Genomic DNA, 24,076 nt, shown 5'->3' on the forward strand with positions numbered 1-24,076 from the left:
GCCGCCCCGAACTATGGAAAACAAACCCAAAATCATCGAGGTAAAACACCTCTCGCACCGTTACAGCGTCGACTGGGCGATCCGGGACATCGATTTCGAGATCGACAGCAAGGGTGTGGTGGGGCTGCTCGGTTCGAACGGAGCCGGCAAATCGACCACCATGAACATCATTTGCGGCGTGCTGAACCAGACCGAGGGCGAGGTGCTGCTGAGCGGCATCAACACGCGCGAGAACCCTATCGAAGCCAAGAAACTCCTCGGCTTCCTCCCGCAGCGGGCCCCGCTGCACCCCGACCTGACGGTGGACGAATACCTCTACCACTGCGCCGACATCCGCCGCATCCCCAAGTCGGAGATCGCAGCGGCCATGCGGCGCGCCAAGGAAAAATGCGGCATCATGGAGTATTCCAAGCGGCTGATCAAGAACCTCTCGGGCGGCTATCAGCAGCGCGTGGGCATCGCGCAGTCGATCATCCACAATCCGCCGTTCGTGGTGTTGGACGAACCGACCAACGGACTGGACCCCAACCAGATCGTGCAGGTCCGCGGGTTGATCCGCGAAATCGCCGAGGAGCGCGCCGTGCTCATCTCGACCCACATTCTTCCGGAGGTGCAGGCCACGTGCGACCAGATCAAGATGATCGAGCACGGCCGCATGGTCTTTTCGGGTTCGCTCGCCCAGTTCAACAACTACGCGGCCCCCTCGACCCTGGTGGCCATCCTCGATGCGGCGCCCCCGACCGGGGAGCTGCTGGCGATCCCCTCCGTGCGCCGGGTCGAGCGCATCACCGACAAGCGCATGCGCATCCATTTCGAGGGCCCGGACACGATCCTGCGCGAGATCATGCGCCGAAGCGTCGAAAAGGGGTGGCAGCTGAGCGAAATCTTCCTCGAGAAGGAGTCGCTCGACACGGTCTTCGCCAAGCTCTCCGGGAAATAACCGTATCATCCGCAAATTACGCACTTTACGCAAATGAGATCAATCGTTAGAATCATGAAAACGGAACTCCGGGTTCTGTTTTACTCGCCCATCGCGTGGCTGATCCTGATCGTCTTCGCGCTCCAGTCGGGCATCGAGTTCTGCGGCGGCCTGGCCGAGGTGTTCCGCACCGTCGCGCTCGGCTATTCGCCCTATGCGACCACGTCGAGCGTCTTCGCCGGCCACTCGGGCGTGATCGCCAAGATGCTCGACAACCTCTATCTCTACATCCCGCTGCTGACGATGGGGCTGATGAGCCGCGAGCTGAGCTCGGGCTCGATCAAGCTGCTCTACTCTTCGCCCGTGTCGAACATCCAGATCATCGCGGGCAAGTACCTCGCCACGCTGATCTACGGGCTGGGCTTCGTGGCGATCCTGGGGCTTCAGATCGCCCTGGGGTGGATCGTCATCAAGGATTTCGACATCACGATGGTGCTCGTGGCACTGCTGGGCCTCTATCTTACGGTGTGCGCCTACGCCGCCATCGGGCTCTTCATGTCGACCATCACGCAGTATCAGGTCGTGGCGGCCATCGGCACGCTGGCCGTGCTGGCCGTGCTGAATTTCATCGGCAGCGTGGGCCAGGAGATCGATTTCGTGCGCGACATCACCTACTGGCTCTCGATCGCGGGCCGTTCGGAGACTTTCATGGAGGGCATGATCAACAGCGCCGACCTCCTCTATTTCCTGCTGGTCGTGCTGCTCTTTCTGACCCTCTCGGTCATCAAGCTCCACAGCGAGCGGTCGAAGCCCTCGCCGGCGGTCAGCGCCCTGAAATACGGCACGGTGATCGTCGTGGTCCTCGCCCTGGGGTACGTCTCGTCGCTGCCGACCCTGACCCACTACTACGACGGCACGCAGACCAAGCGCAACACCCTGACGCAGGCCAGTCAGGATGTCATGGCCAAACTCGACGGGGGGCTGACGCTGACCACCTACGTCAACATCCTCGAACAGAACTACGACAACGGCATGCCCTCGTGGCGCAACTGGGACATGGACCGCTTCGAGAAATACGTGCGCTTCAAGCCCGAAATGAAGATGCGTTACGTCTACTACTACCACCGGGCCTATTTCCCCTATCTGGACCAGAAATACCCCGACCTGACGGACGAGGAGCGCCTCGAGAAACTCTGCCAGAGCAACGACTGGGACAAGGAGCGGTTCCTGCCCTACTCCGAGATCGCCAAGACGGTCGACCTTTCGGGCGAAAACTACCGCTTCGTGCGCCTCTTCGAGCGCGAGAACGGCCAGCGGATCTTCCTGAGAATTTACGAGGACAACCAGCGCCATCCGGGCGAGACCGAGATTTCGACGGCCCTCAAAACCCTCGTGACCGAGACCCCCCTGGTGGGATTCGTCACCGGCCACGGCGAGCGCAGCATCGACAACATGGGCGTGCGCGGCTACGGCCTTTTCGCCCGCGAGACCACGTTCCGCTACTCGCTGCTCAACGAGGGATTCCGCGTCGAGAACCTCTCGCTCGCAGAGCCGGTCGATCCGGCGATCAGCGTGCTGGTCATCTCCGACATGCGCGAACCTTTCACCCCCACCGAGATGCGACACTACCTCGATTTCGTGGCCCGCGGAGGCAACCTCGTCATCTTGGGCGAGCCGCGCCGCCAGGCCGACATGAACCCCGTCGTGGCTCCGCTGGGCCTGCGCTTCACGGACGATCTGCTGGTACGCCCCACCCGGGAGTTCCTGGCCGACCTGATGATGGGCGAGGTCACGCAACAGATGAGCGAGCTGTCCCGCGAATTCCGAACGATCCGCCGCTACGGCGAGAACCTTGTCACGGTGACCGCCTGCGGCGTGGAGCAGACGGCCGACGCCGGGTTCGAGGTCACGGACGGTATCGTGACCGACTCGACGGGCGTGTGGAACGAGCGGCAGACGCGCAATTTCGTCGACGAGACCCCGACGCTCGATCCCCGCAGCGGCGAGGTCGAACGATCGTACAGCCTGATGAAATACCTGCGGCGCGAGGTCGAGGGCCGCGAGCAGCGCATCTTCGTTCTGGGCGATGCCGACTGCTTCGCGGGCAGCGAGCTGTCCGCCTCGCGCAGCGGCATCCGTGCCGCGAATTTCTCGCTCATACAGGCGATGTTCAAAATGCTCAGCTACGACGAATTTCCGGTCGACACCAGCCGCGTGAGGCCGCCCGACGACGCGATCAGCCTCACGCAGAAAGCGAGCCCCTGGCTCAAACTCCTCTACGAGTGGGGCATCCCGGGGCTGCTCCTGCTGGGCAGCATCCTCGTGTGGACGCGCCGCCGCAACCGGTAAAAACAGCACGCGAGGCAATAACCCGTACTCGCAGGCGTTAGATAATATTAAGCAAACTTTTAAAAACATACCATGAAACGATCGATTACCGTTCTATTCGCCCTGTTCGCAGCGCTGACGGTCACGGCACAACCGAGCCAGCAGGAGCTGCAACGGCTCATGGGCCCGATCCCGGCCGATCAGGAGGTCCGCACCGGCCGCCTGGACAACGGGCTGACCTACTACGTGCGCCACAACGAGAAACCCAAGGGACAGGCCGAATTCTACATCCTGCACAACGTGGGCGCTATTCAGGAGAGCGACGACCAGCAGGGTCTGGCCCACTTTCTCGAGCACATGGCTTTCAACGGCACGAAGAACCTGCCGGGCAAAATGCTCACGGAGTACCTCGAAAAGGTGGGCGTCAAGTTCGGGGCCAACCTCAATGCGGCCACCAGTTGGGACCATACCGTCTACAATATCTCGTCGGTGCCCACCACCCGCGAGGGGATCATCGACTCGGCGCTGCTGATCCTGCACGACTGGTCGCATTTCATCACCCTCGACCCCAAGGAGATCGACTCCGAGCGGGGCGTCATCATGGAGGAATTGCGCACGCGCGACGGCGCCGGGTGGCGTTCGTCGATCGAGATGCTCAAGTCGCTGGGAAAGGGCACGCGCTACGAACACCGCAACCTGATCGGCTACCTCGATTTCCTGAAGAGCTTCGAGCACCGGGCCCTGGCGGATTTCTACCACCAGTGGTACCGCCCCGACTACCAGGCCATCGTCGTGGTGGGCGACCTGGATGCCGAGGCCGTCGAGGCCAAGATCAAGCGCCTGATGAGCGACATTCCCGCCCCGGCCCCCGATGCCTCGCAGAAAGAGACCATCGTAGTCCCCGACAACGAGGAGCCCATCGTCAGCATCTTCACCGACAAGGAGATGCAGAGTTCGGTGGCCAAACTCTTCATCAAGCACCGCGCCCTGCCCGATGAGATGAACGACACGGGCACGGCCCAGATGCTCAACGTGCTCAAAACGTTCCTGACCGTGATGGAGAACAACCGCCTGGGCGAGATCGCCATGAAGAGCGACGCCCCGTTCCTCGGCGCCAGCATGGGTATCGGAGGCATCGGCCTGATTCCCACGCTCGAATGCGTCACATTCGCCGTGCAGACCCAGGACGGCAAGTTGTTGGAGGGCTTCGAGGCGCTGTTGACCGAAATGGAGAAAATACGCCGTCACGGGTTCACCCAGAGCGAGTTCGACCGCGTGAAGCAGGATCTCATGCGCGGCACCGAGCGCGCCTACACCACGCGCAAGGACCGCCGCAACGGCAGCTTCGTCCAGACCTACCTCTCCAACTACCGCAACAACACGGCCATGCCCGATGCCGAGACCAGCTGGAAAGTGGACAGCACGCTTATCAACATGGCCCGGGTCGAGCTGGTCAACCAGCTCGCCGCCACGATCATCACCCCCGAAAACCGCGTGCTGACCGTCACTGCACCCGAAAAGGAGGGGCTTACGACCCCCACTGCCGAAGAGTTCATCGCCGTGATGGACAAGGTGGCTGCGGCCGAGGTCGAGCAGCACGAGGACACGCTGGTGATCGAGCCGCTGATCGCGGAGGGCACCGTTCTGAAAGGATCGCCCGTGAAGAAGACCTCCCGCAACGAGCGCTACGGCTATACGGAGTGGACGCTGAAAAACGGCGCCCGCATCCTCGTCAAGCCGACCACGTTCAAGACCGACGAAATCCGCATGAGCGCCCTGATGGACGGCGGCACTTCGGTCTTGACCGACGACGAGTACTACACGGGCAAGGTGCTCGAATCGGTCATCTCGTTCTCGGGAATCGGTCGCTTCCCGGCCGTGGAGTTGCAGAAGCAGCTCACGGGCAAGGTCGCCTCGGCGTCGCTCTCGATCAACGAATTTTCGAACGGCATCGGCGCCGCCTGCTCGCCCCAGGACCTCGAAACGATGATGCAGCTGGTCTACCTCAACCTGACCGAGCCCCGCTTCGACCGCGACGACTACGACCGCATGATGACCCTCCTGCGCGCGCAGATCGAGAACGCCAGGGCCAATCCCGACTACGAGATGCAGGAGCGCTTCCTCAAACTCGTTTACAGCGACCATTTCCGCCGCCAGATGATCACTCCCGAGATTCTCGACCGGATGGATTACGACCAGCTGCCGGCTATCTACCGCAAGCTCTATCCGGGCGTGCGGGGCATGACGTTCATCTTCGTGGGCAATATCGACCCCGACACGCTGCGTCCGCTGGTCGAGAAATACATCGGCTCGGTGGCGGACCAGAAAAAGCCGCTGAACTACGTGGATGACAAGGTGCGCCCGATCGAGGGGATGCACACCGAGGATTTCCGCACCCCGATGCAGCAGCCCAAAGTCTCGGTGAGCTACCATTTCTCGGGCGATATGGAGTACTCGCTCCGCAACCGCCTCGTGATGACGCTGCTCACGCAGGCCCTCGACTCGCGCTACCAGGAGTCGATCCGCGAGGAGAAGGGCGGCACGTACGGCGTCAGCGTCTCGGGTTCGACCTCGCGCATTCCGTTCCAGGGCTACACCATGCAGATCGGCTTCGACACCAACGAGGAGATGGCCGACGAACTGCGCGAAATCGTGATGAAAGAGCTCGAGGAGATGGCCCAGAACGGCCCCCGCACCGAGGACATCGAAAAGACGCGCGAATACCTCCAGAAGAACTGGAAGACGGGGCTGGAACAGAACGGCAGCTGGATGGCCTACATCCAGAACTACGTCCGCTACAACACCGACTACCTGGCCGACTACGAGCGGCTGCTACGCGAACTGACCAACGACGACGTGCGGCAGCTGATGCGCAAGATTCTCGACGACGGCAACCGCATCGAGGTGATCATGCGCCCCGAGGCCCGCGAGGCCGAACCCGACGCGCAGCCGGCCCCGGCCAAGCCGGCCGAGTAGGCGCAGGCACCCGGCTTACGAGAGCCCACGCCACGCAACCCGCCGGGGCCCCGACCCCGGCCACACCCGCCGCTTAGATGCAGGCACCTTACTTTACGAAGCCCCGGCAGTCTGTTCTGCCGGGGCTTTTTTCAGGGATGGCTCGCGGCATCGTATGCACTCCGCGGGCTCCCGGCAAGGGTAGAACGCCCGGGGCCTGCTTCGACGCGTCCTGCATCCGGAATTCGTGGAATGTCCTGAAAAGGAATATTCCGAAAAGGCTTGAATTGTGGTATTTAGGACTTTTAGCGGCCCGAAATTTGTGGGGGGGGGAATTTCGCTATCTTTGCGGCACGAATACGAACAGGACGATTTTTCGCCCTCGATGGCGCAACATTCGCACGGAGAAACCCCGACCCGCAAAGGTCGGGGTTTCGAGGTACTCGACGTATCGCTGCCCCCCCTTGCAGGCACGACCTCCGGCCGGGCTGCGCGATCGGGATCGCCACATGCTGCACCCTCCTTTTCGACTGCCCCTCCCCGGCAAGAAACCCCAAATTCAGCACCGCAAGCTGAAAATCGGATCGGAAAATCCGATTTCATCGCTATCTTTGCCATACGGATAAAAATATCAGCCTCATGGTACGATCCATCTCGCTCACCCTGCTCGCCCTGCTGTCCGTCGTCGTCGCCTCGGCACAGACGGTCCGCGGCACCGTCGTCGATCCGTCGCGTCGCCCCGTCGCGGGCGTGGCCGTGGTGCTGCTCGGCACCGATTCGCTCTACCTCGGGGGCGTGACCACCGACACGCTGGGCCGTTTTCGCATCGCTTCGGCCGTACGGCCCTACCGCCTCCTCTTCCAGCATCTCGCCTACCGACCACACACCCTCGACGACAACCGCGACGAGGTGGGCGAGGTCGTCCTGCAAGAGAACGACAACGTGCTCGGCGCCGTGGAGATCGCAGCCGAAAGGCCGCTGGTCAAAATCGAGCCGGGCGGTCTCTCGTACGACCTGGAAGCGCTCTCCAAGGGCCGGGCGGTGAACAACGCCTATGAGGCCCTCGCGCGCCTGCCGGGCGTCAGCGAGCGGGACGGGCAGCTCGAACTGGCCGGCATGGGCGCAGTGCGGGTCATCCTCGACGGCAAGCCCTCGACCATGACGGCGGAGCAGCTGGCGACGCTGCTCCGCGCCACGCCCGTCGAGCGCATCGAGAAAGCCGAGGTGCTGTACAGCGCGCCTCCGCACTACCACGTGCGCGGCGCGGCGATCAACCTCGTCCTGCGCCGCAGCCGCGAGCACACCCTTTCGGGCGAGGTCCACGGCGGCTATACGGCCCGCTATTACAACAACTGGGAGGCCGGGGGCAACCTGGTCTATACCTCGCCCCGCTGGTCGGCCGATGCGACCTACTCCACGGGGTACTCCAAGGATATTCGTCGGATCGACCTCCGCTCGCTCCACACCCTCGCGGACGAGGTCCACGACATTTCGCAGCTGCAACGCATCACCGGCGACGCCACGGTCCACAACCTGCGGACCGCCGTGGAGTACGCACCGCGGAGCGGAGGCCGCCTGAGCGCAGCCTACACCGCGGGCTTCACCCCCTCGGGGAGAAGCCTTGCGCAGGCCGACGGTTCGTGGGTCGCGTCGTGGAGCGATGCCCGCGGCGACCACGCGATGCACAACCTCGCGCTGCGCTACACCGCTCCGTTCGGACTCGACCTGAGCCCGACTACACCAGTTACCGCACCGCCTCCCGCACCGAAATGGAGAACGCCTACACCGACGGCACCCGCACCGCATTCGACACCGAGTCGGGCCAAACCGTCGACCGCCTCTCGCTCGATCTGGACCAGTCGCACACGCTGGGCAAGGGGTGGCAGCTCACCTACGGCGCCGGGTTCGACCTGGCCCGGGACCACGACTGGCAGCACTACACCGTGCGCGAGGGCGACCCCGCGAGCGAAGATACCGATTCAAGCCTCAGAGAGTATACCGCCAACCTCTATGCGGGAATAGGGCGGCAGTTCGCACGGGTCGGCTTCTCCCTTTCGCTTTCGGGCGAGTACTACCGGCTGGGCGATTACGACGACTGGGCGCTCTATCCGCAGGCGTCTTTCACCTGGATGCCCTCGTCCGACCACACGCTCCAACTGGCGCTCTCTTCCGACAAGAGCTACCCCTCCTACTGGGAAATGCAGCGATCGGTCTCCTACATCGACGGCTACTCCGAGGCGCACGGCACGCCGGGGCTGCGGCCGGCGCACAATTACAGCGCCCAGCTCACCTACGTGCTGCGGCAGAAATACGTCTTCATGCTCTACTGGAGCGAGACGAGCGACTATTTCCAGCAGACCGCCTACCAGTCCCCGGACCGTCCGGCGCTCATCTACCAATCGCACAACTGGAACCTCAACCGCTTCGTAGGGATGAACGCCATCGTCCCGTTCCGGATCGGCCAGTGGCTCGATTCGCGCGTGACGCTCAGCGGAATGCGGATGCACCAGCGGTGCGACCGTTTCCACGAGATCAGTTTCGACCGCTCGAAATGGCTCGGCATCGCGCGGATGGAGAACACCGTGCGGCTTGCGAAAAAGCCCGATCTTACGCTCGACATCTCGGGCTATTACCAGTCGCCGGCCATCCAGGGCACCTACGACGCCGACCCCAGCTGGGGCGTGGACGCAGGGGCCAAGTGGACCTTTTCGCGCGGGCGGGCGACGCTCTCGGTCCGCTGCACCGACCTCTTCGAAACGACCCTGCCCTTTGCCTGGGTCCGTTACAAGGGGCAGCACCTCGACATGGATTCGGGCGCCTACACGCGGGCGTTCACGGTGCGGCTGGCGTGGCGGTTCGGGGTCTACAAGGAGCGGAAAACGGACCGCGTGGACACCTCGCGCTTCGGACACTGAGCCGAAAAGGGCCGCCTCATAGATATGAGACGGCCCTTTTTCAGGCAGGACGACCGGGCTATTTCATAAAGGCCTTGACCACCATGATCTCCCGGCCCGAAGTGTTGACGATCCGGTAGGAGTCCGCTGCGGCCGGAATCACCAGCGTCTCGGCATAGCTCAGCCGGAACTGTCCGCCTCCGGCGGTTAGGACCTCGGCCTCTTCGCCCTCGACCAGATTCAGTACATGGCACTTGCCCTCGGTCGCAACCCCGACCTCGGAACCGATCCGGTAGCGGTGGACATCGTAGGAGTGGTCGGGGTGCGTAGCGAGGTGCCACAGTTCCCAGTCCGTCCCTTTTTCGAGCAGCGCGGGGCGGGAGACCAACTCCCGCTTCACGGCCTCGCCCTGGCGGTCGAAGACCAGGTTCTCCATCGCCCGGCGGATATTGAGCGGACGCGGCTTGCCATCCAGATCGAGCGCCAGCCAGTCGTACATCTTGAATGTGAAGATGTAGGGCGTGGTGCTGATCTCGAGCACGAGGTTGTTGCGGCCCGAGCTGTGAAGCGTGCCGGGAGGCATCAGGAAGAGGTCGTGCTTCGAGGCTTTTTCCGCATTCACATAGCGCGGCACGTCGAGCGGCGTGCCCTCGCTGAAACTCTCCGTCAGGGCCCGTTCGAACTCCTCGGGCACGATCCCCTCCCGGAATCCGAGGTAGACCTCTGCGCCGGGCTTGCAGTCGAGGATGTAGTAGGTCTCCTCCTGCGTCATCACCTCGCCGAAATGCTTTCGGATGTACTCCCGCTGCGGGTGGCACTGGATCGAAAGGTTGCCGCCGTCGAAATTGTCGAGGTAGTCCATGCGGATCGGGAACTCGTCGCCGTAACGGGCGTAGCACTCCCGGCCGACAACATCCTGTCCCGCTTCGAACATGAGCGTGTCGAACGAGACCTCGAGCATCCGGCGGTCGCTGCTGAAGAGCAGGCCGTTTTCGGGAACGATCAACTCGAACGACCAGGCGTAGTTGGGCACCTCTTTGGGCAGCCCCGCGATGTGCTCCTTGATCCACTGGCCTCCCCACGCACCCGGTTCGAACCAAGGCCGCACGCGAAAGCCGCTGCGGGCGATCCGGCGCAGCCCGCGGCGCAGGTCGTCGCCCGTCGTCCAGGTGATCGCGCGCTCGCGCTGGCCGTCCACGAGGTAGTCGATGCGCGGCAGCAACGCCTTTTTGTGGCGGTTGAGCACCGGCCAGTCGACGAAATAGAAGCGCTTGTACATCTTCTTGGGCGCCTCGGGACGGGCGGCGCCGAGGTTGCGGATGCTTCCGGCCCGCGCGCGGAACTGAATCTCGTTCTTGGGAATATCGACATAGACCAGCGGAGCATCCCAGCCGGCCAGCGCGGCGCCGACGCCGTAAAGGATATTCATTTCGGCAGCCGGGTCCGGAGCGAGGGCTTTCAGCTTCTCCGTATCGAAGAATTCCCTAAGCATCAGCGGCGTGCGGAATCCGAAGAGCGGATCGTCGCCGCCCAGCCAGGGCGCCACGAGGGCCTCGATCTCCTCCGGCGACTTGAATGCCGCCTCCGCCGACCACCACACCGGGCGGATGCCCAGCGCGGCGAACGCCTCGTTCATCCCGTCCCGGAAGCGGTCGAACGAGACGCCGACATAGCCGTCGACGACCACCTGCTTCGCGCCGGCGAGCCGCCGAGCCAGCGAGAGGCAGTCGTCGAAAATCCGGCCCTCGCCCAGTTCGTGCACCGGATAAAGGTCGTATCCCCTCTCTTGCTCCCGCTTTTCGACGGGAAGCACATACTGCGTAGTTTTTCTTAGTTCAGACATAGTTGCATTGAATGGATATAAAATTCTTCGGCATTTCCCACTGCCGGGCGCCGTTGTCGCCGCCTGCGGCGTCGTTTACCGACCCCTCCCCGATCGGGCGCCGTTGCGTCATTCGCTCAGAAAGAGCGAAGCCGCACCGACCAAGGCCGCCCGGTCGAGCAGCTGCGAGGTGCGCACCCCGGCCGGCGAACCGTCGGCCGCCAGGCGCCGCTCCAGAGCCGGACCGAAAAGGGGCCAGGCCCGCGCGATATTGCCGCCCAGTAGCAACACACGGCTTCGGAAACGCGCCAGCAGCGGTCCGGCGAAGCGGGCCAGCCGTTCGCCGTACTCGTCGAAGAGGCGTCTGGCGGCCGGATCGGTGTCGTACCGCGCGGCGACCTCCCGGGCACCTGCGACCTCCCGGCCCGTCAATTCGCGGTAGCGACGGCAGATCCAGCGCGTCGAGAAAGCGTCGTCGGCGATCCCGCCGTCGAACGGCAGCGAGTAGACCCAGCCGTGGGCCGGAACCTCGTCGCCCGTGTCGACCAGGCGGCGACCTGCGACGAACCCCGAGCCGACGCCCGTGCCGAGGGTCAGCGCCACCGCGCGCTCCGCATCCTGCGCCGCGCCGCCCAGGCACTCGCCCAGGGCGAAAGCCGAAGCGTCGTTCAGAAAACGGAACTCGCAGATTCCGCTCCCGGCCAGGCGCACCCCGAGCGAAGCAGCGACATCGAGGCCATATATGCGGTCGAATTTGCGGACCCCGCGGATGAGCGAAACGCCCCGCGCATAGTCGAACGGTCCCGGAAAGGCCATGCCGGCCCGCGTCACGGGCACGCCCGAAGCCGAGGCCGCCTGCCGCAGGTTTCCGGCCCAGGCGTCGAGAATCTCCACGGCGCCGGCCGAGCTGTCCACCGGAGTCGGGACCGGCTCGGAGCAGAGTCCCCCGCTAAGGAGGTCGACCACCGCCGAGCAGATGTGGCTGCCCCCGATGTCCGAGCCCAAAGCGTAACGGTTGGTTTGTGTCATGGTCGTGTGTGCTTTCGCCCGGCGCAGACCGGACGGCGGATTCAACCGCCATCCGGCCGCAGCGGGCCGCTTTTTACCGCTCTTTGGTAGTAATGGATTTGACGGTGGTGTAGTTGTAGCGTTTGGCGCCGTTTATCATCCGGTCGGTGCAGACACCCATGCGCAGGTAGTAGCGCCGCGAATATTCGGGGAACGGCGTGCACGCTCCGCCCGGGTTGAACCCGCCGGGCTGACCGGTCGTTATCTCGTACTCCTGGCCGAACTGCACGGCCTGAATGGCCGCCCCGGCGATCTTGGTCGAGAAATTGGGGTTGAAATAGCCCTCGCTGACGTATTTGGTTTCGTTGACGAAGAGCCACGCCTCGGAGAGTGCATTTTGGTAGGCCGGGTTGTCGGTGCCGCGCGTCACCTTGATCCGCACCGTCACGGTGCCGTCGGCGTTCAGGACCGGATTGCCGATCCACTCCACGCGCAGCATGGGCTCGACCTCCCAGGTCTTTTCCACCGTGCCGCGGATGGTCATGCGCTCCTCCTCCACGTCGACGAACGCACCGGAGGGGGTTACGCCGTACTCGCCGGCGAAGACCTTGGTGTTCTGGAACGTGCCGTCCATCATGGCGTAGAAATCGTAGGGCTGCGGGTTGTCGCTCCAGCTGTACTCCATCATGCGGATGCGGACGCCCTCGCCGCCGGGAGCGGCCTGGAACGGCTCGCCGGTGGCCTTGTCGATGATCCGGCCGCGGAAAGTCTCCTGCGGCTCGTCGTAGTTGTCCTTGCTGCACGACGCGGCCAGCACGCCGAGGGACAATACGGTCAAAAATATGCGTTTTTTCATGTCGTTTTCAGTGTTAGAAAGTCGCTTAGAAACCGGGGTTGTTTTTGAGGTTGGGGTTCTTCGTCAACTCGCCCGACGGAATGGGCTGGTAGTAGTAGCGCGAATCGAACGTGAAGATGTAGTTGTGCCCGGCGCGCGGCTCGGTATAGCGCACGTCGAAGAAATACTTGTTCACGTCGGTGGCGAAGAAAGGCATGAGGATGCGGTAGCGCGTGTTGCTCTGCTCGCGGTCGAGCTGGCGCCAGCGCTTGAGGTCCCAGTAGGTGTGGTTCTCGAATGCCAGCTCCTTGCGGCGCTCGCGGCGCACGGCGTCGACGGTCACCTCGCTGCCCGAGGCCATCAAATCGGCGCCCGCGCGGTCGCGCACGAGGTTCACGGCACGGAACGCCTCGTCGCGGTAATTGTCGCCCTCCTTGGAGTTCGTCTTTCCGAGGAGCAGGAGTTCGGCGGCCGCTTCGGCGCGGTTCAAGAGCACCTCGGCATAGCGCAGCTCGATCCAGTGCTGCGTGGATTTGCCGCCCGAGGTGTCCTCCTGGTCGGGATTGAGGTACTTGCGCAGGTAGGTGCCCCCGATGTTGCCGAAATTCCACGCATTCGTCGGACCGTTGGGACCCGTGACGTTGATCTTGTCGATCGGCGCAGCGCCCGGATAGGGCGTGTAGGGCGATTTGAGCGTATACGACGGACCGTTGAAAGCGTCGCTGAGCAGTAGTTTACCGGCCTGGATGAGTTGCTGGACCTCGGGAACATTGGCGTAATTTTGGGTCTCGCCCTCGCGGATGATCCGTTCGATGCCCTCGCCGACCTCACCGGTGTAGAGTCCGCGGCGGATCTCGATCCGCTGCTTCTTGAACTCCGACATGGGCAGGATCACCGTACCCAGCAGCCGCGGCTCGGCCTGGGCGAAAGCCTCCATCGGGTTGTTGTAAAAGATGTAGTGTCCCTTGTCGTCGAGGAATCGGAACCGGCCCGCTGCGTCGAGCGCCACGCCGTCGAAGAGCTCGATGAAATCGACCGTCGGGCTCGCCTCCGAGTCGTTGTTGCCCGTAGCCGTCTGGCGGGGTTGCAGCGAGAGGTCGTAGTCGTGCGTCGAGAGCTTCTCCTTGTAGTAGCGCGCGAAGATGGTCTCGGGGTTGGAGGCGTCCTCGTCGAGAAACAGCGCGGCGAAATTGTCGGCCTGAGCCTGGCGGTCGCCCGCTTTCCAGAGCTTCTTGTAGAGGTCGTAAGGTCCCTCTTCGACGATCTTCGAGGCCTCGTAAGCCGCTTCGAAATAGTCGACGACACGCGCGGACGGGATGCCGCAGATCTGCTTTTCCAGGTGCGTATCCACAATAGTGTTGTATTTGGCGATCGACCCCGCATAGAGCATCGCCCGCGACTTGAGCGCGGCGGCGGCATAGCGGGAAGCACGGCCCGCATCGGCCTTGTCGGGCAGGTTGGCGATGGCGAAATCGAGGTCCCGGCCAATAAAGTCCCAGCACTCCTCCTCAGAGCTGCGCGGGGTCCAGGTCTCTTCGAGCGTGGCGTTGGCCGGGTAATCGATCACGTAGTCGAGCAGGGGGACGCCGCCGAAGCGCTTGACCAGAGCAAAGTAGAAATAGGCCCTGATGAAATGCGCTTCGCCCAGGTAGGCGTTGTAAGCGGTCTCCGTATGCGCGCTCCGGTACTTGGGCAGCGTCTCGAGGAATGTATTGATCTCGCGGATCCCCTTGTAGGCGTTGTCCCACATGTTGGCGCCGCCCTCGGCATGGGCCGCCTGCGTATCGCGCCCGACGGCTTCGCCCGTGGCGCAGCACATCTGGCGGTATTTGGCCCCGTTGTAGTTGAAGCCGTGCTGGAAACTGTACCGGAAATCCTCCATCGGCACGATGCTGTACATGCGCGACACGTAGCTCATCGCGCCCTCGGTGTTGCCGAAGATGTCCTGTTCGGTAAAGATGTTCTTGGGCGGAATGTCCAGATCGGTGCAGCCGGCCAGGGCGCCCGCGCAAAGAACCAGCAGATAATATTTCAGTCGTTTCATCTTCTCGTAGTTTTTAGAATTTGACATTCACGCCGACCGTGTAGCTCTTGTTGATCGGATAGAAATAGCCGAGGTTGCTCACGCCGCCCTCCGAAGGATGGATGTAGAACTCCGGATCGAGGTACTTGAGCGAGGTAAAGGTCAACAGGTTGTAGGCGCTGAAATAGATGCGTGCGCTCTGGATGTTGATCTTCGACAACCACTTGCGGGGCAGCGTATAACCGATCTCGAGGTTCTTCAGACGCAGGTAACGGGCATTCTGGAGCGCATGCTCCGAACTGTCGTTGGGGGTGGTTCCCGTGAAGCCGTACTCGCCCGACACCCACTGCGTCGCGGGGTCGTAGGGATTGGCCGCCGGATCGGCCGGATGCCAGCGGTCGAGGTGCTCTCGTACGGCGTTGGTCTCGGACCAGAGCGGCTCCTTGAGGAACTCGCGCATGATGATGTTGCGGTTGCCGGCGCCCTGCCAGAGCATCGAAAGGTCGAGCCCCTTCCACTGTGCGCTCAGCGTAATGCCGTAGTTGAGCATCGGCATCACGTCGTTGTTGCCGATGGGATGCACGTCCAGGTCGCTGATGATGCCGTCGCCGTTCCAGTCCTCGTAGCGGTAGTCGCCCAGCAGGGTACCGCGCCCGATACATACGGGGCTTTCCCAGATCTGTTCCCAGCTCGTAAAGCGGCCGGCTTCGCCGTAACCCCACCAGATGTTGTTGAAGCGGTCGTTGTTGTTCTGCCGCCAGTTGAGGTAGGAGTTGCCGGAGCGGGCTCGCTCGTAGTGGAGCGTGCGGCGGCGCGTGTAGGAGATGTTACCCTTGACCTCGTAGGAAAATTCGCCCACGCGGTTGCGGTGGCTCAGTTCGATCTCGAAGCCCTGGTCGCGGTCGCTGTTCAGGTTCTCCTTCGGCAGGTTGGCGCCCACGCTGCCCGGCAGGCTCAATACGCGTGTGGCGAACAACCCTTCGCGCTTGCGGTTGAAGTAGTCGAACGTCACGCCGAGTTTGCCGTTCCAGGCGCTGAAATCGAGTCCGATGTCGAACGTCTTGAGCGTGTGCCACGTAATGAGGCGGTTGGCGGGACCCTTGGGCGACGAGGCGTCGATGAACTGGTCGCCGATCACCGATCCGCCCGGCAGGGCGTCGATCGTACCGCCCACGGGATAGTTGAACCCGGTCAGGAACTCGTAGTTGAGCGACGAGTCGTCGCCGGTCTTGCCGTACGAGGCGCGGAGCTTGAGGTTCTCGATGAACGCGAGCGAGGAGTTTTTCCAGAAGCGCTCTTCGGAAATCCGCCATCCCACCGATACCGAGGGGAAGAAGCCCCAGCGCAGCCCCTCGTCTGCCGGGAAGCGCGACGAGCCGTCGTAGCGGAAGACGAACTCTGCCAGGTACTTGCCGCCGAAATCGTAGTTGAAGCGCCCGGCAAGCGACTGGTAGGCGTAGTCGTAGAGCGCCTTGTTGTCGCTGGACTGGTTGAACTGCTGCGATTCGCCCGAGCCGACGAAGACCTCGTCCTTGTCGAGCAGGATTTCGCGGCTGCCGTAGAAGTTGTCGCCCACCTTGTGCTGATCCTCGAAGAGGAGCATGCCCCCGACGGTGTGGCGGCCGAACGTGCGGTTGTAGCCCAGCTGCACGTTCCACTGGCGGTGGTTCTTGCCGTAGTAGTTGCGCTGGACCTGGTAGTTGGCGTTGGGGTCCTGGATACCCATGCGGTTGGCGCGCGCCGAGCCGTCGGCGGCATAGGTGTCGTAGGCTTTCTTGTAGAACTTGTTGTCGTTCATGATGTAGTCGTAGCTGAAGAACCCGGAGGCATACAGCCCCTTGACGAACGGCATGTCGTAGCGCAGTGTGAAATTGGACTGGAACCAGCGGCTGACGAGGCTCTGGTAGCCGTTGGCGTCCTTGTCGAGCATGGCGATCGGGTTGACCACGCCGGCATTGGTCTCCTTGATGCGATACTTGGTCGGATCATCGTCCAAGTAGAACGGATCGAGCGGCGAGAAGAGCCACGTGCTGCGCACGATGTCCGACGTGCCGTAGTTGCTCAGCTTGCGCTCGTCCATCTGCCCGGCGAGGTTGACGTCGAGCTTGAGGTTTTTGGCCACCTGGGCCGAGATGTTGCTGCGCAGGGTGTACTTGTCGTAGGTGATCGGCGTATGCTGGAGGAAGCTCTCCTGATACTGGTAGCCGAAGCTGGTATAGAAAGTCACCTTGTCCGATCCGCCGCTGGCGCTCAGGGTGTGCTGCGTCTGGGGTGCCGATTCGCGGAACACGGCGCTCTTCCAGTCGTAGGAGCGCTTCTCGCCGCTGCGGTAGGCCGCGATCTCCTCCTGGCTGTACCGGGGTGTGGGGTTGATGGTGTTGACATTGTGGTATTGGAATTTCTCGTTGTAAAGCGTCATCCAGTCGGCGGCGTCTACCAGGTCGGGGAAATTCGAGGGTTTCTGCCACGACACGTTGCCCGAGTAGTTGATGTCGACCTGGCCCTTGCGGCCCTTTTTGGTGGTGATGAGCACCACGCCGTTACCGCCCTGCACACCGTAGATGGCCGCCGAGGCGTCTTTCAGGACCGAGATTTGGTCGATGTCTTCGGGATCGAGACGCGCCATGTTGTCGCGCGGCACGCCGTCGATGACGATCAGCGGAGCGCCGAAGCCGCGGATGTCCATCGAGGTGTTGAACGTGCCCGGCTCCGAAGAGTTCTGCCTCACGCGCAGACCGGCCACCTTTCCGGTGAGCATGTTCTGCAAGTTTTCGTTCTTGGTGGTGATGATCTCGTCGTTGGAGATGGCCGAGACGGCCCCGGTGAGCGTGGCTTTCTTCTGCGAGCCGTAGCCCACCACGACCAGCTCTTCGATGGCAAGGCCCTCGTCGGAGAGCACCACCTCGTAGCGGATCTTGCTCTGCACGACCCGGACCTCCTCGTCAGCATAGCCGATGAACGTGACTTTGAGTACGGCCCCGGGGGCGGCTTCGAGGGCGAAGCGGCCCGAAGCATCGGTCGCCGTACCGTTGCGGGTCGCGGTGTCCACGACCGTGGCGCCGACCACCGGCGCACCCGACGTGTCGCGTACCGTGCCGTACACCTTGACTGCGCCCTCTTGCGCACGAAGCTCGGCCGGTGCGAGGGCGAGCAGCGCGCACACGCAAACCATCATCCGGTTTCGTAGGTTGGTAAAGACTTTCATGCTGTTGGTTTTAAATTGGTTGTTGGGTTATCTCCGGCCCGCGGGCCGGATTGGCTGGTCCTGTCGCAAAACAGGGGTTTCATCGAGTCAGTTCCGTGGCGGGCTCCGCTCCGAGCCTCAGGCGCAGGCGTCCTCCGCGCACCACCTCCCGAAATGGCAGCTGCACGCTTCGGAGTGGCTTGCCATCGAGCTCCATCGAGCGGATGTAGCAGTTCCCGGGCGTATTGTCCTCAGTCTCGATCACGAACTTGCTCCCGGCATAGTAGTCGGGATTCAGGCGGATCGTAATGCGGTCGAACAACGGGCTTCCGACCTGGAACGCCGGGTCGGGGGCCGTGAGCCCCTTGGCGTCGAAGAGCCCGATCGAGGCCAGCACGTACCACGCGCCCAACTGGCCCTGGTCCTCGTCCTGGCCATAGCCGTAGCCGTGGATGCCCTCGGTGCCGTAGAACTCGTTGCAGATCGTGCGCATCCATTTCTGCGACAACCAGGGCTTGCCCGAGAAATTGAAAAGGGCCGAGATGTGCAGGTTGGGCTGGTTGCCGTGGTTGTAGTAGCTGCGCAGCCCGGCAAAGGCGTCGATGTGGCGGCCGCCGCCGAAGATGTGCTCGCGCGAGATCAGAAAGATGCTGTCGAGGCGGTTGTTGAACTCCTCGCGGCCGACAGTTTCGACCAGGCGCTCGATGTGGTGGGGCACGTAGTAGGTGTACTGGATGGCGTTGCCCTCCTGGAATCCCACCCACGGGGCATAGGGGTCGAAATCGGCGATGAACGCCCCCTTTTCGTCGCGCGGACGCATCAGACGGGTCTCGGGGTCGAACAAAAGCTGCCACCCCTCTGAGAGCTTCGTCAGTTTTTCGTAGTCGGCCGTGCGGCCCATTTGGCGGGCCATCTGGGCCACGGCGTAGGAGCTGAAGCAGTATTCGAGGGTGTGGGAAGCCGAGAAATCCGACCCGTCGGGCGTCGTCTGCATTCCCGGATAGGCGATGTAGGGCGAATAGCCGCGCGCAACGAACTGGCCTACGTCGAGCTTGCCGGCTCCCGCCGGGCGGTTCTCGCTGCCGATCTCGTTCTTCAGAGCCGCTTCGAAGCCCAGTTCGGTGTCGAAATTGCGGATGCCGACGTTGTAGGCGGCGGCGATGGCCAGCCCCGTGAAATTGGTTCCCACGCCCGAGACGTACTTGCTGCACGCAATGCCGTCGCCCAGCCACCCGGCGTCCTTGTAGACCAGCAGCTGGCTCGAAATCCAGTCGGCATAGTACTCCGGCCAGGCCAGGCTCCACAGCTGCGTGAGGTTCCAGAAGCCGCCCCAGATGGCGTCGGTGTTATAATGGTTGTGGAGGGGTTTGCCGTCCTCGCCGAGCGCGATCCGCCCCACCGAGCCGTCATTGCGCGGATAGGCTCCGTTCACATCGCTGGCCAATCCGCGGCCCAACAGGGCATGGAACAGCCCGGTGTAGAATTTCACGCGGTCCTCCCTCCGTCCGCCCTCGACGCGGATGCGGCCCAGGTTTTCCTCCCAGACCCGCTCGGCAGCGCCCCGGGCTGCGTCGAAATCCATCCCCGCGGCTTCGGCCGCCAAGTTGGCGCGGGCATTCTCGACCGAGGTGTACGACAGGCCGATCTTCAGCCCCACCTCCCGCTGCTTGCGGGTGTCGAAGCGCAGGTAGAGCCCGGCGCCGACGCCCTCGCGCGTCCGCTCGCCCGCAAAGGTCTCGTCCCCTCGGAAAGTTCCGAACGCGGAGGGCTCGGCGTCGGGCTCGGCGCTGAAATACATCGTCACCGAAGCGCCTTTCTGGTAGATGTCGACATAGACCGGTTCGGTGGTGACCCACCCCTCGATGCGCCCCTCGTCGGTCAGCGTCACCCGGGCGTCGCGCACCGGACCGCTCTCGCCCATGCGGGCGCCGATGTTGAAGACGAGGTTGGCCTCGTCGGTGGCGGGGAACGTGTAGCGGTGGAACGCCACGCGCGCGGTGGCCGTCAGTTCGGCCCGCACGCCGTAGTCTTTCAGCAGCACCGCATAGTAGCCCGGCCGGGCCGTCTCGTCGGCCTTGTCGAAGCGCGAGCGGTAGCCGCTCTCGGGGTCGTCCAGCGCACCCGGCACGGTCTGCAACGCTCCGACGGTCGGGGCGACGACCACGCCGCCCACCTGGAATTCGTGGAAATTGGCGAAGCCCTCGATCGAGGTGTGGCGGGCGTCGTACCCCACGGCCTGCCAGCCGCCCGGGTTGCCCAGGTGGCCGTCGGTCGTGGGGGCCGGCTTGGCCATGCCGAACGGCACGGCGGCGGGGGTGAAGAAGAACCAGCGCGAATGGGCCGTTCCGATGCGCGGATCGACCAGATCGGTCAGGGACTCGCGTGCGGCGCAGGCGCTCAGCGACGCCGCGGCCAGCAGGGTGAAAAGGAGTTTCTTCATGGTTCTCAGGTTATTCGGTAACGATTTTGAGTTGGAGGTATTGATAGGGCTTCATCCAGAATGCAGCGGGATCGAGCCTTTCGAGCGGCTCCTCGCGCCAGTCGCAGACGCTCACCTCGCGCCCCTGAAAGCGGCCCCATTCGAAAGCCGTTCGGACCGGTTCGCGGCCCGTGTTGTGCAGCCGGACGATGTAACCGCGGCCGTCTCGCGCGGGGGTGATGCCCGAGACGGCGATGCGGTGGCGGCCCCGGAGGCGGAAGAGTTGTGCGACGGGTTCCGTGCGGTCGCTGCACACGGCCACCAAGGGGTGTTCGCGCTCCAGGCCCCGTTGCTTGAGCTTCAAATCGAACGGATCGCCGATCTGGAGCGAATAGCGGAACACGGCGATGCCCTCCTGCGAGGCCTTGTAGTTGGTGCGCCACGTGTTGGTCATGACCCACGAATAGATGACCGGCGAGATTTGCGCCGAGGGCCACCAGCCGTAGCCGTGGAGGGGGTTGAGGCGGTAGTCCTCGCCCGAGGGCGAGCCCATCTCGACGAACGGAGCGTCGACCGTCGTCAGGCACACCCCGTGCTCCAGGTCGCCGACCGAGAGGCCGTTCTGCACCGGGTAGTAGTGCTTGTTGACCCCCGCGAGCTGCTCCCGCTCGGGGTGCATCGTGCTCATGGCCAGGTCCATCGTGATTTCGGGGTGGGCGAAATTGAACGGAAAGACGAAGCGCACGTTCTCCCACGTGAGGATGTCCTCCTTGTCCACCGTGTTCCGGATCTCCACGCGGTCGATGCCGCGGTAAAGCGTCACGTCGCGCGTGAGCGTCCGGGAGCCTGGCGCCTCCGACTCGACGCGCAGCGTCGCCGCCACGGGACCGTCGTCCACGACCTCGATCCGGCGGATGCGTTCGATCCCACGGGGGTCGGCGCCGATCCGTCCGGTGTAGAGGTAGTCGTTCAGCCCCCCGCCTGCCGCGTACTCGTAGTCGTCGCCCGCGGCGCGGAGCGAGCGGATCGTCCCCCGGTCGGGGTCGATCTCCACCCGCACCAGCGAGTTGTCGAGCGTGTTGCCGGCGATCATCGACGCCTCCGGGGCCGCATTGGATTTGCGGGCAGGCACGATCCGGTAGACGGCCGACGCCATTGCCGGCACGTCGCGGGCCACGAAGACCCAGCTCCCGTCGTGCAGCCGTTGCACGGGGACCTCTCCGCCCGCGGCGTCCAGAAGCCGCTTGCCGCTCAAGTCGATCCCGCGATCGAGCACCACGGCGTCGGTGCGGTTCCAGAGGTTGGTGTTGAGCACCTGAATCGTGCTGCCGTCGCCCGCAAGGGGCTTCAGCGCTTCGGCGGCCAGCCGCCGGGACTGGAGGTCGGCGCTGTCGGCATACATTTTTTTGCCGGCCCACAGGTCGCGCGTGAACTGCGAATGAGGTTCGGGACCGCTGCCCGCGGCTCCCCAGGTGTGTTCGGAGAAGAGCGCCACGTTCTTCCACGCCTCGTCGAACCGCTCATGCGGGAACTCCCCGTCCGAGCGGAGCATGCTCCACACGACGCCCGTTCGGGCCAGGCGGGCCGAACTTTCGCGGTTCATGGCCGTCTCGCGGGCCGTCGAAGCCGCGCCGTCCTCCCACGTGGGAGTCATGTCGCCGCCAACGACGGGCAGCTGCCCGCCGTACTGCCGCTCGAACTCTTCGAAAAACTCCCGCGAGGTCGAGATGCGGAACTGCGGCGAGGCGTAGCGTTCGTTCCAGGCGCGGATCACCTCGGGCATCAACTGGTCGGGCGGTCCGTTGTCGCCGTGTACGGTGTAGCGCAGGTAACAGGTATTGTAGGGAAATTCATCGGTTTCCAGCTCTTCGAGGTAGCGCCAGATCGGCTCTACGCCGCAGACCGAGAGGCGTCCGGCGAGCCAGCCGTGGAACCACGAGTAGCCGCGCCCGGCCTGCCATACCAGCACGCGGTCGGCTCCCGACTGCGACTGCCAGTAAAAGGGACGGTCGCCCCACTCGATATGCAGCGCCGCCGCGCGGTCGTTGCCGATCTTGCCGTAGAAAGGCACGTAGTTGGGACCCGGCGAGTAGTATTTCACGCCGTTCTGTGCCAGCGCCGTCACGAACCCCCATACCTGGCCCGGCACGTCGCTCATCATGGCCGTCGTGCAGGGCACGCCCGTCAGGCGGGCGATGCGATGGGCGTCGTCGCAGAGGTGCATCAGCTCCTCCTGGCGGCAGATGCCCGTCAGGATGCTGCCCACGGGGGCGTCTACGTGGATGATCCCGTCGCGGATGGCCCGGATGAGCCGCTCGGCTTTCGCGGTCCCGGCGTACTCCTCCAGATAGCCCATGACGGACCACGTGGCCTCGGTGTTCCAGCGGTAGCGGGCGCCGTCGGGATAGTCCGCCGTGCGTTCGGCCAGGTCCATCGCGCGTTCGAGGTTGCGCCACTGGAGCCGCATGACGTCGGCCTGGCGGTGGGTGTAGCCGATGTCCTGGTGCGAATGGGGGAAGAACGCCACCGTCCACTTTCGGGCGGCCGGCACCTCGAACGTGCGTTCGACCGCGCCCTGACGGCTCGTCAAACGCACTCCGAGCGAGGTCGTCTCCTCCATCCATCCGGCCGGGAATACCCCGTCGTAACGGTTGACGCCCTCGGCCGAGGGGGCGATCCGCTCGCGCCACGTGCGGTCGCCGAGCCGAAACTCCAGCTCCGCCCCGGCATGGAGCGGACGGTCGAACGCGAGCGTGAATTCGCGCCGAGGACCCTCGGGGCGCTTCAGGTAGCCCTGCGACGGGGTGAACGCCACGTCCGTCAGGCGGTCGAGCTGCGCGGCGGGCACCTCTTCGCGGCGGTAGAAACGCACCTCTGCCAACCCGTAGTAGTCGGGATTCTGGTGCATGTCGCGCGCCTCGAGCATGACCGTCTCGTCGGTGCGGTCGTAGTGGTTGCCCTCGCCGCCGGCAGCGGCCGTAAAACAGATGTAACGGGCTTCGAGGCCCGGTGTGTCGAAGATGTAGTCGGCCGGTTCGGGGTTGCGGCCGGCCGACTCGGGAATCCGGTGGAAATCGTTATCGCCGTCGGGCAACAGGTGCCACTCCCGGCCGTCGGTCGAATACTCGATCCAGACCTTGTTCAGCCCGCGGCGGGTGTGTTCGTTCTGATTATGGTTCCAGATGCGGATTTGATCCACCCCGAGGGGGGGGGGAATTTAGGTCTCCCAGTTCGCAGAGGAACCAAACGGCCCCCTCGTGGGTTCCGGCATGACACCTCACTTTTTCCTTGGACACGCGCGAAACCCACATGCCCTCGCCGAGGTTGTTCGCCGCGTGCGCTTCGCCCCGCATGCCGCTTCCGTCGACGGCCTGCCGGGCAGGCGAACTCTTGATCGAACTGCTGGCCACAGCGGTTATCTTATCCGAGGGAATCGGCCGGTAGACAGCAATTCGCTGGCCGTAACCGGCTGCAAGGGAGACGGATGCCAGAAGCAGAGCGAGCAGTTTTTTCATACGGTCGGTTTTAGGGTCGGGTTATGTTCGGCTGTTTTCATGTATGTTCATACATTATGACTTTGCAAATGTAGAAATATTTTTCATATTCCCCTACAATTTCGACTAAATTTTTTATCCGAATCGCTCCTGAATTATGCCTCTTAGCTCATTACAAATGCCATCTAATTGATT

At 63.5% G+C, this 24,076-nt stretch carries 12 protein-coding genes and 1 pseudogene; 5 read left to right on the forward strand and 8 right to left on the reverse strand.

The features are described from left to right. Positions 1-13 precede the first annotated feature (13 nt). From ACMQ11_RS02495 to ACMQ11_RS02515, 5 genes and pseudogenes are all read left to right on the forward strand, one after another. Positions 14-940, forward strand: a complete 927-nt coding sequence (locus ACMQ11_RS02495) for an ABC transporter ATP-binding protein (RefSeq protein ID WP_418991084.1) — start codon at positions 14-16, stop codon at positions 938-940. A gap of 54 nt (positions 941-994) precedes the next feature. Then, on the forward strand, positions 995-3,268 hold the full coding sequence (locus ACMQ11_RS02500) for a Gldg family protein (protein WP_418991085.1): 2,274 nt from the start codon (positions 995-997) through the stop codon (positions 3,266-3,268). Positions 3,269-3,340: 72 nt separating this feature from the next. Next, positions 3,341-6,223, forward strand: a complete 2,883-nt coding sequence (locus ACMQ11_RS02505) for a M16 family metallopeptidase (protein WP_418991086.1) — start codon at positions 3,341-3,343, stop codon at positions 6,221-6,223. A 618-nt stretch (positions 6,224-6,841) separates the two neighbouring features. Then, positions 6,842-7,084, forward strand: a pseudogene (locus ACMQ11_RS02510) (carboxypeptidase-like regulatory domain-containing protein); the annotation flags it as partial. A gap of 887 nt (positions 7,085-7,971) precedes the next feature. Then, the gene (locus ACMQ11_RS02515; RefSeq protein WP_418991087.1) at positions 7,972-9,117 is read left to right on the forward strand and encodes an outer membrane beta-barrel family protein; all 1,146 of its coding nucleotides are present in this window, start codon (positions 7,972-7,974) and stop codon (positions 9,115-9,117) included. Positions 9,118-9,175: 58 nt separating this feature from the next. On the opposite strand, the gene ACMQ11_RS02520 is transcribed toward ACMQ11_RS02515, so the two are convergent. The 8 genes from ACMQ11_RS02520 to ACMQ11_RS02555 all read right to left on the reverse strand — a co-directional run bounded on the left by ACMQ11_RS02520 (position 9,176) and on the right by ACMQ11_RS02555 (position 23,902). After that, positions 9,176-10,939, reverse strand: coding sequence for a class I mannose-6-phosphate isomerase (locus ACMQ11_RS02520; protein WP_418991088.1), 1,764 nt, complete (start codon positions 10,937-10,939; stop codon positions 9,176-9,178). Positions 10,940-11,047: 108 nt separating this feature from the next. Continuing rightward, positions 11,048-11,947 carry an ROK family protein gene (locus ACMQ11_RS02525; protein ID WP_418991089.1) on the reverse strand — a complete coding sequence of 300 codons (900 nt, stop codon included), beginning with the start codon at positions 11,945-11,947 and terminating at the stop codon, positions 11,048-11,050. Positions 11,948-12,020: 73 nt separating this feature from the next. Then, positions 12,021-12,782 carry a DUF3823 domain-containing protein gene (locus ACMQ11_RS02530; RefSeq protein WP_418991090.1) on the reverse strand — a complete coding sequence of 254 codons (762 nt, stop codon included), beginning with the start codon at positions 12,780-12,782 and terminating at the stop codon, positions 12,021-12,023. A 25-nt stretch (positions 12,783-12,807) separates the two neighbouring features. Next, complete coding sequence (locus ACMQ11_RS02535) at positions 12,808-14,805, reverse strand: RagB/SusD family nutrient uptake outer membrane protein (RefSeq protein WP_418991091.1); 1,998 nt, start codon at positions 14,803-14,805, stop codon at positions 12,808-12,810. Positions 14,806-14,818: 13 nt separating this feature from the next. Beyond that, positions 14,819-17,989 (reverse strand): SusC/RagA family TonB-linked outer membrane protein, encoded by a 3,171-nt coding sequence (locus tag ACMQ11_RS02540; RefSeq protein WP_418991092.1) that lies wholly within the window; start codon positions 17,987-17,989, stop codon positions 14,819-14,821. Between the two features lie 79 nt (positions 17,990-18,068). Next, positions 18,069-20,408 (reverse strand): GH92 family glycosyl hydrolase, encoded by a 2,340-nt coding sequence (locus tag ACMQ11_RS02545; RefSeq protein ID WP_418991093.1) that lies wholly within the window; start codon positions 20,406-20,408, stop codon positions 18,069-18,071. A 10-nt stretch (positions 20,409-20,418) separates the two neighbouring features. Beyond that, the gene (locus ACMQ11_RS02550) at positions 20,419-23,586 is read right to left on the reverse strand and encodes a glycoside hydrolase family 38 C-terminal domain-containing protein (protein WP_418991094.1); all 3,168 of its coding nucleotides are present in this window, start codon (positions 23,584-23,586) and stop codon (positions 20,419-20,421) included. Continuing rightward, positions 23,558-23,902: a hypothetical protein gene (locus ACMQ11_RS02555; protein ID WP_418991095.1), complete on the reverse strand. Its 345-nt coding sequence runs from the start codon at positions 23,900-23,902 to the stop codon at positions 23,558-23,560. The genes ACMQ11_RS02550 and ACMQ11_RS02555 overlap by 29 nt, the downstream gene beginning before the upstream one ends. Positions 23,903-24,076: the final 174 nt, after the last annotated feature.

Source organism: Alistipes sp. (assembly GCF_048465575.1).
Classification (GTDB): Bacteria; Bacteroidota; Bacteroidia; order Bacteroidales; family Rikenellaceae; genus Alistipes.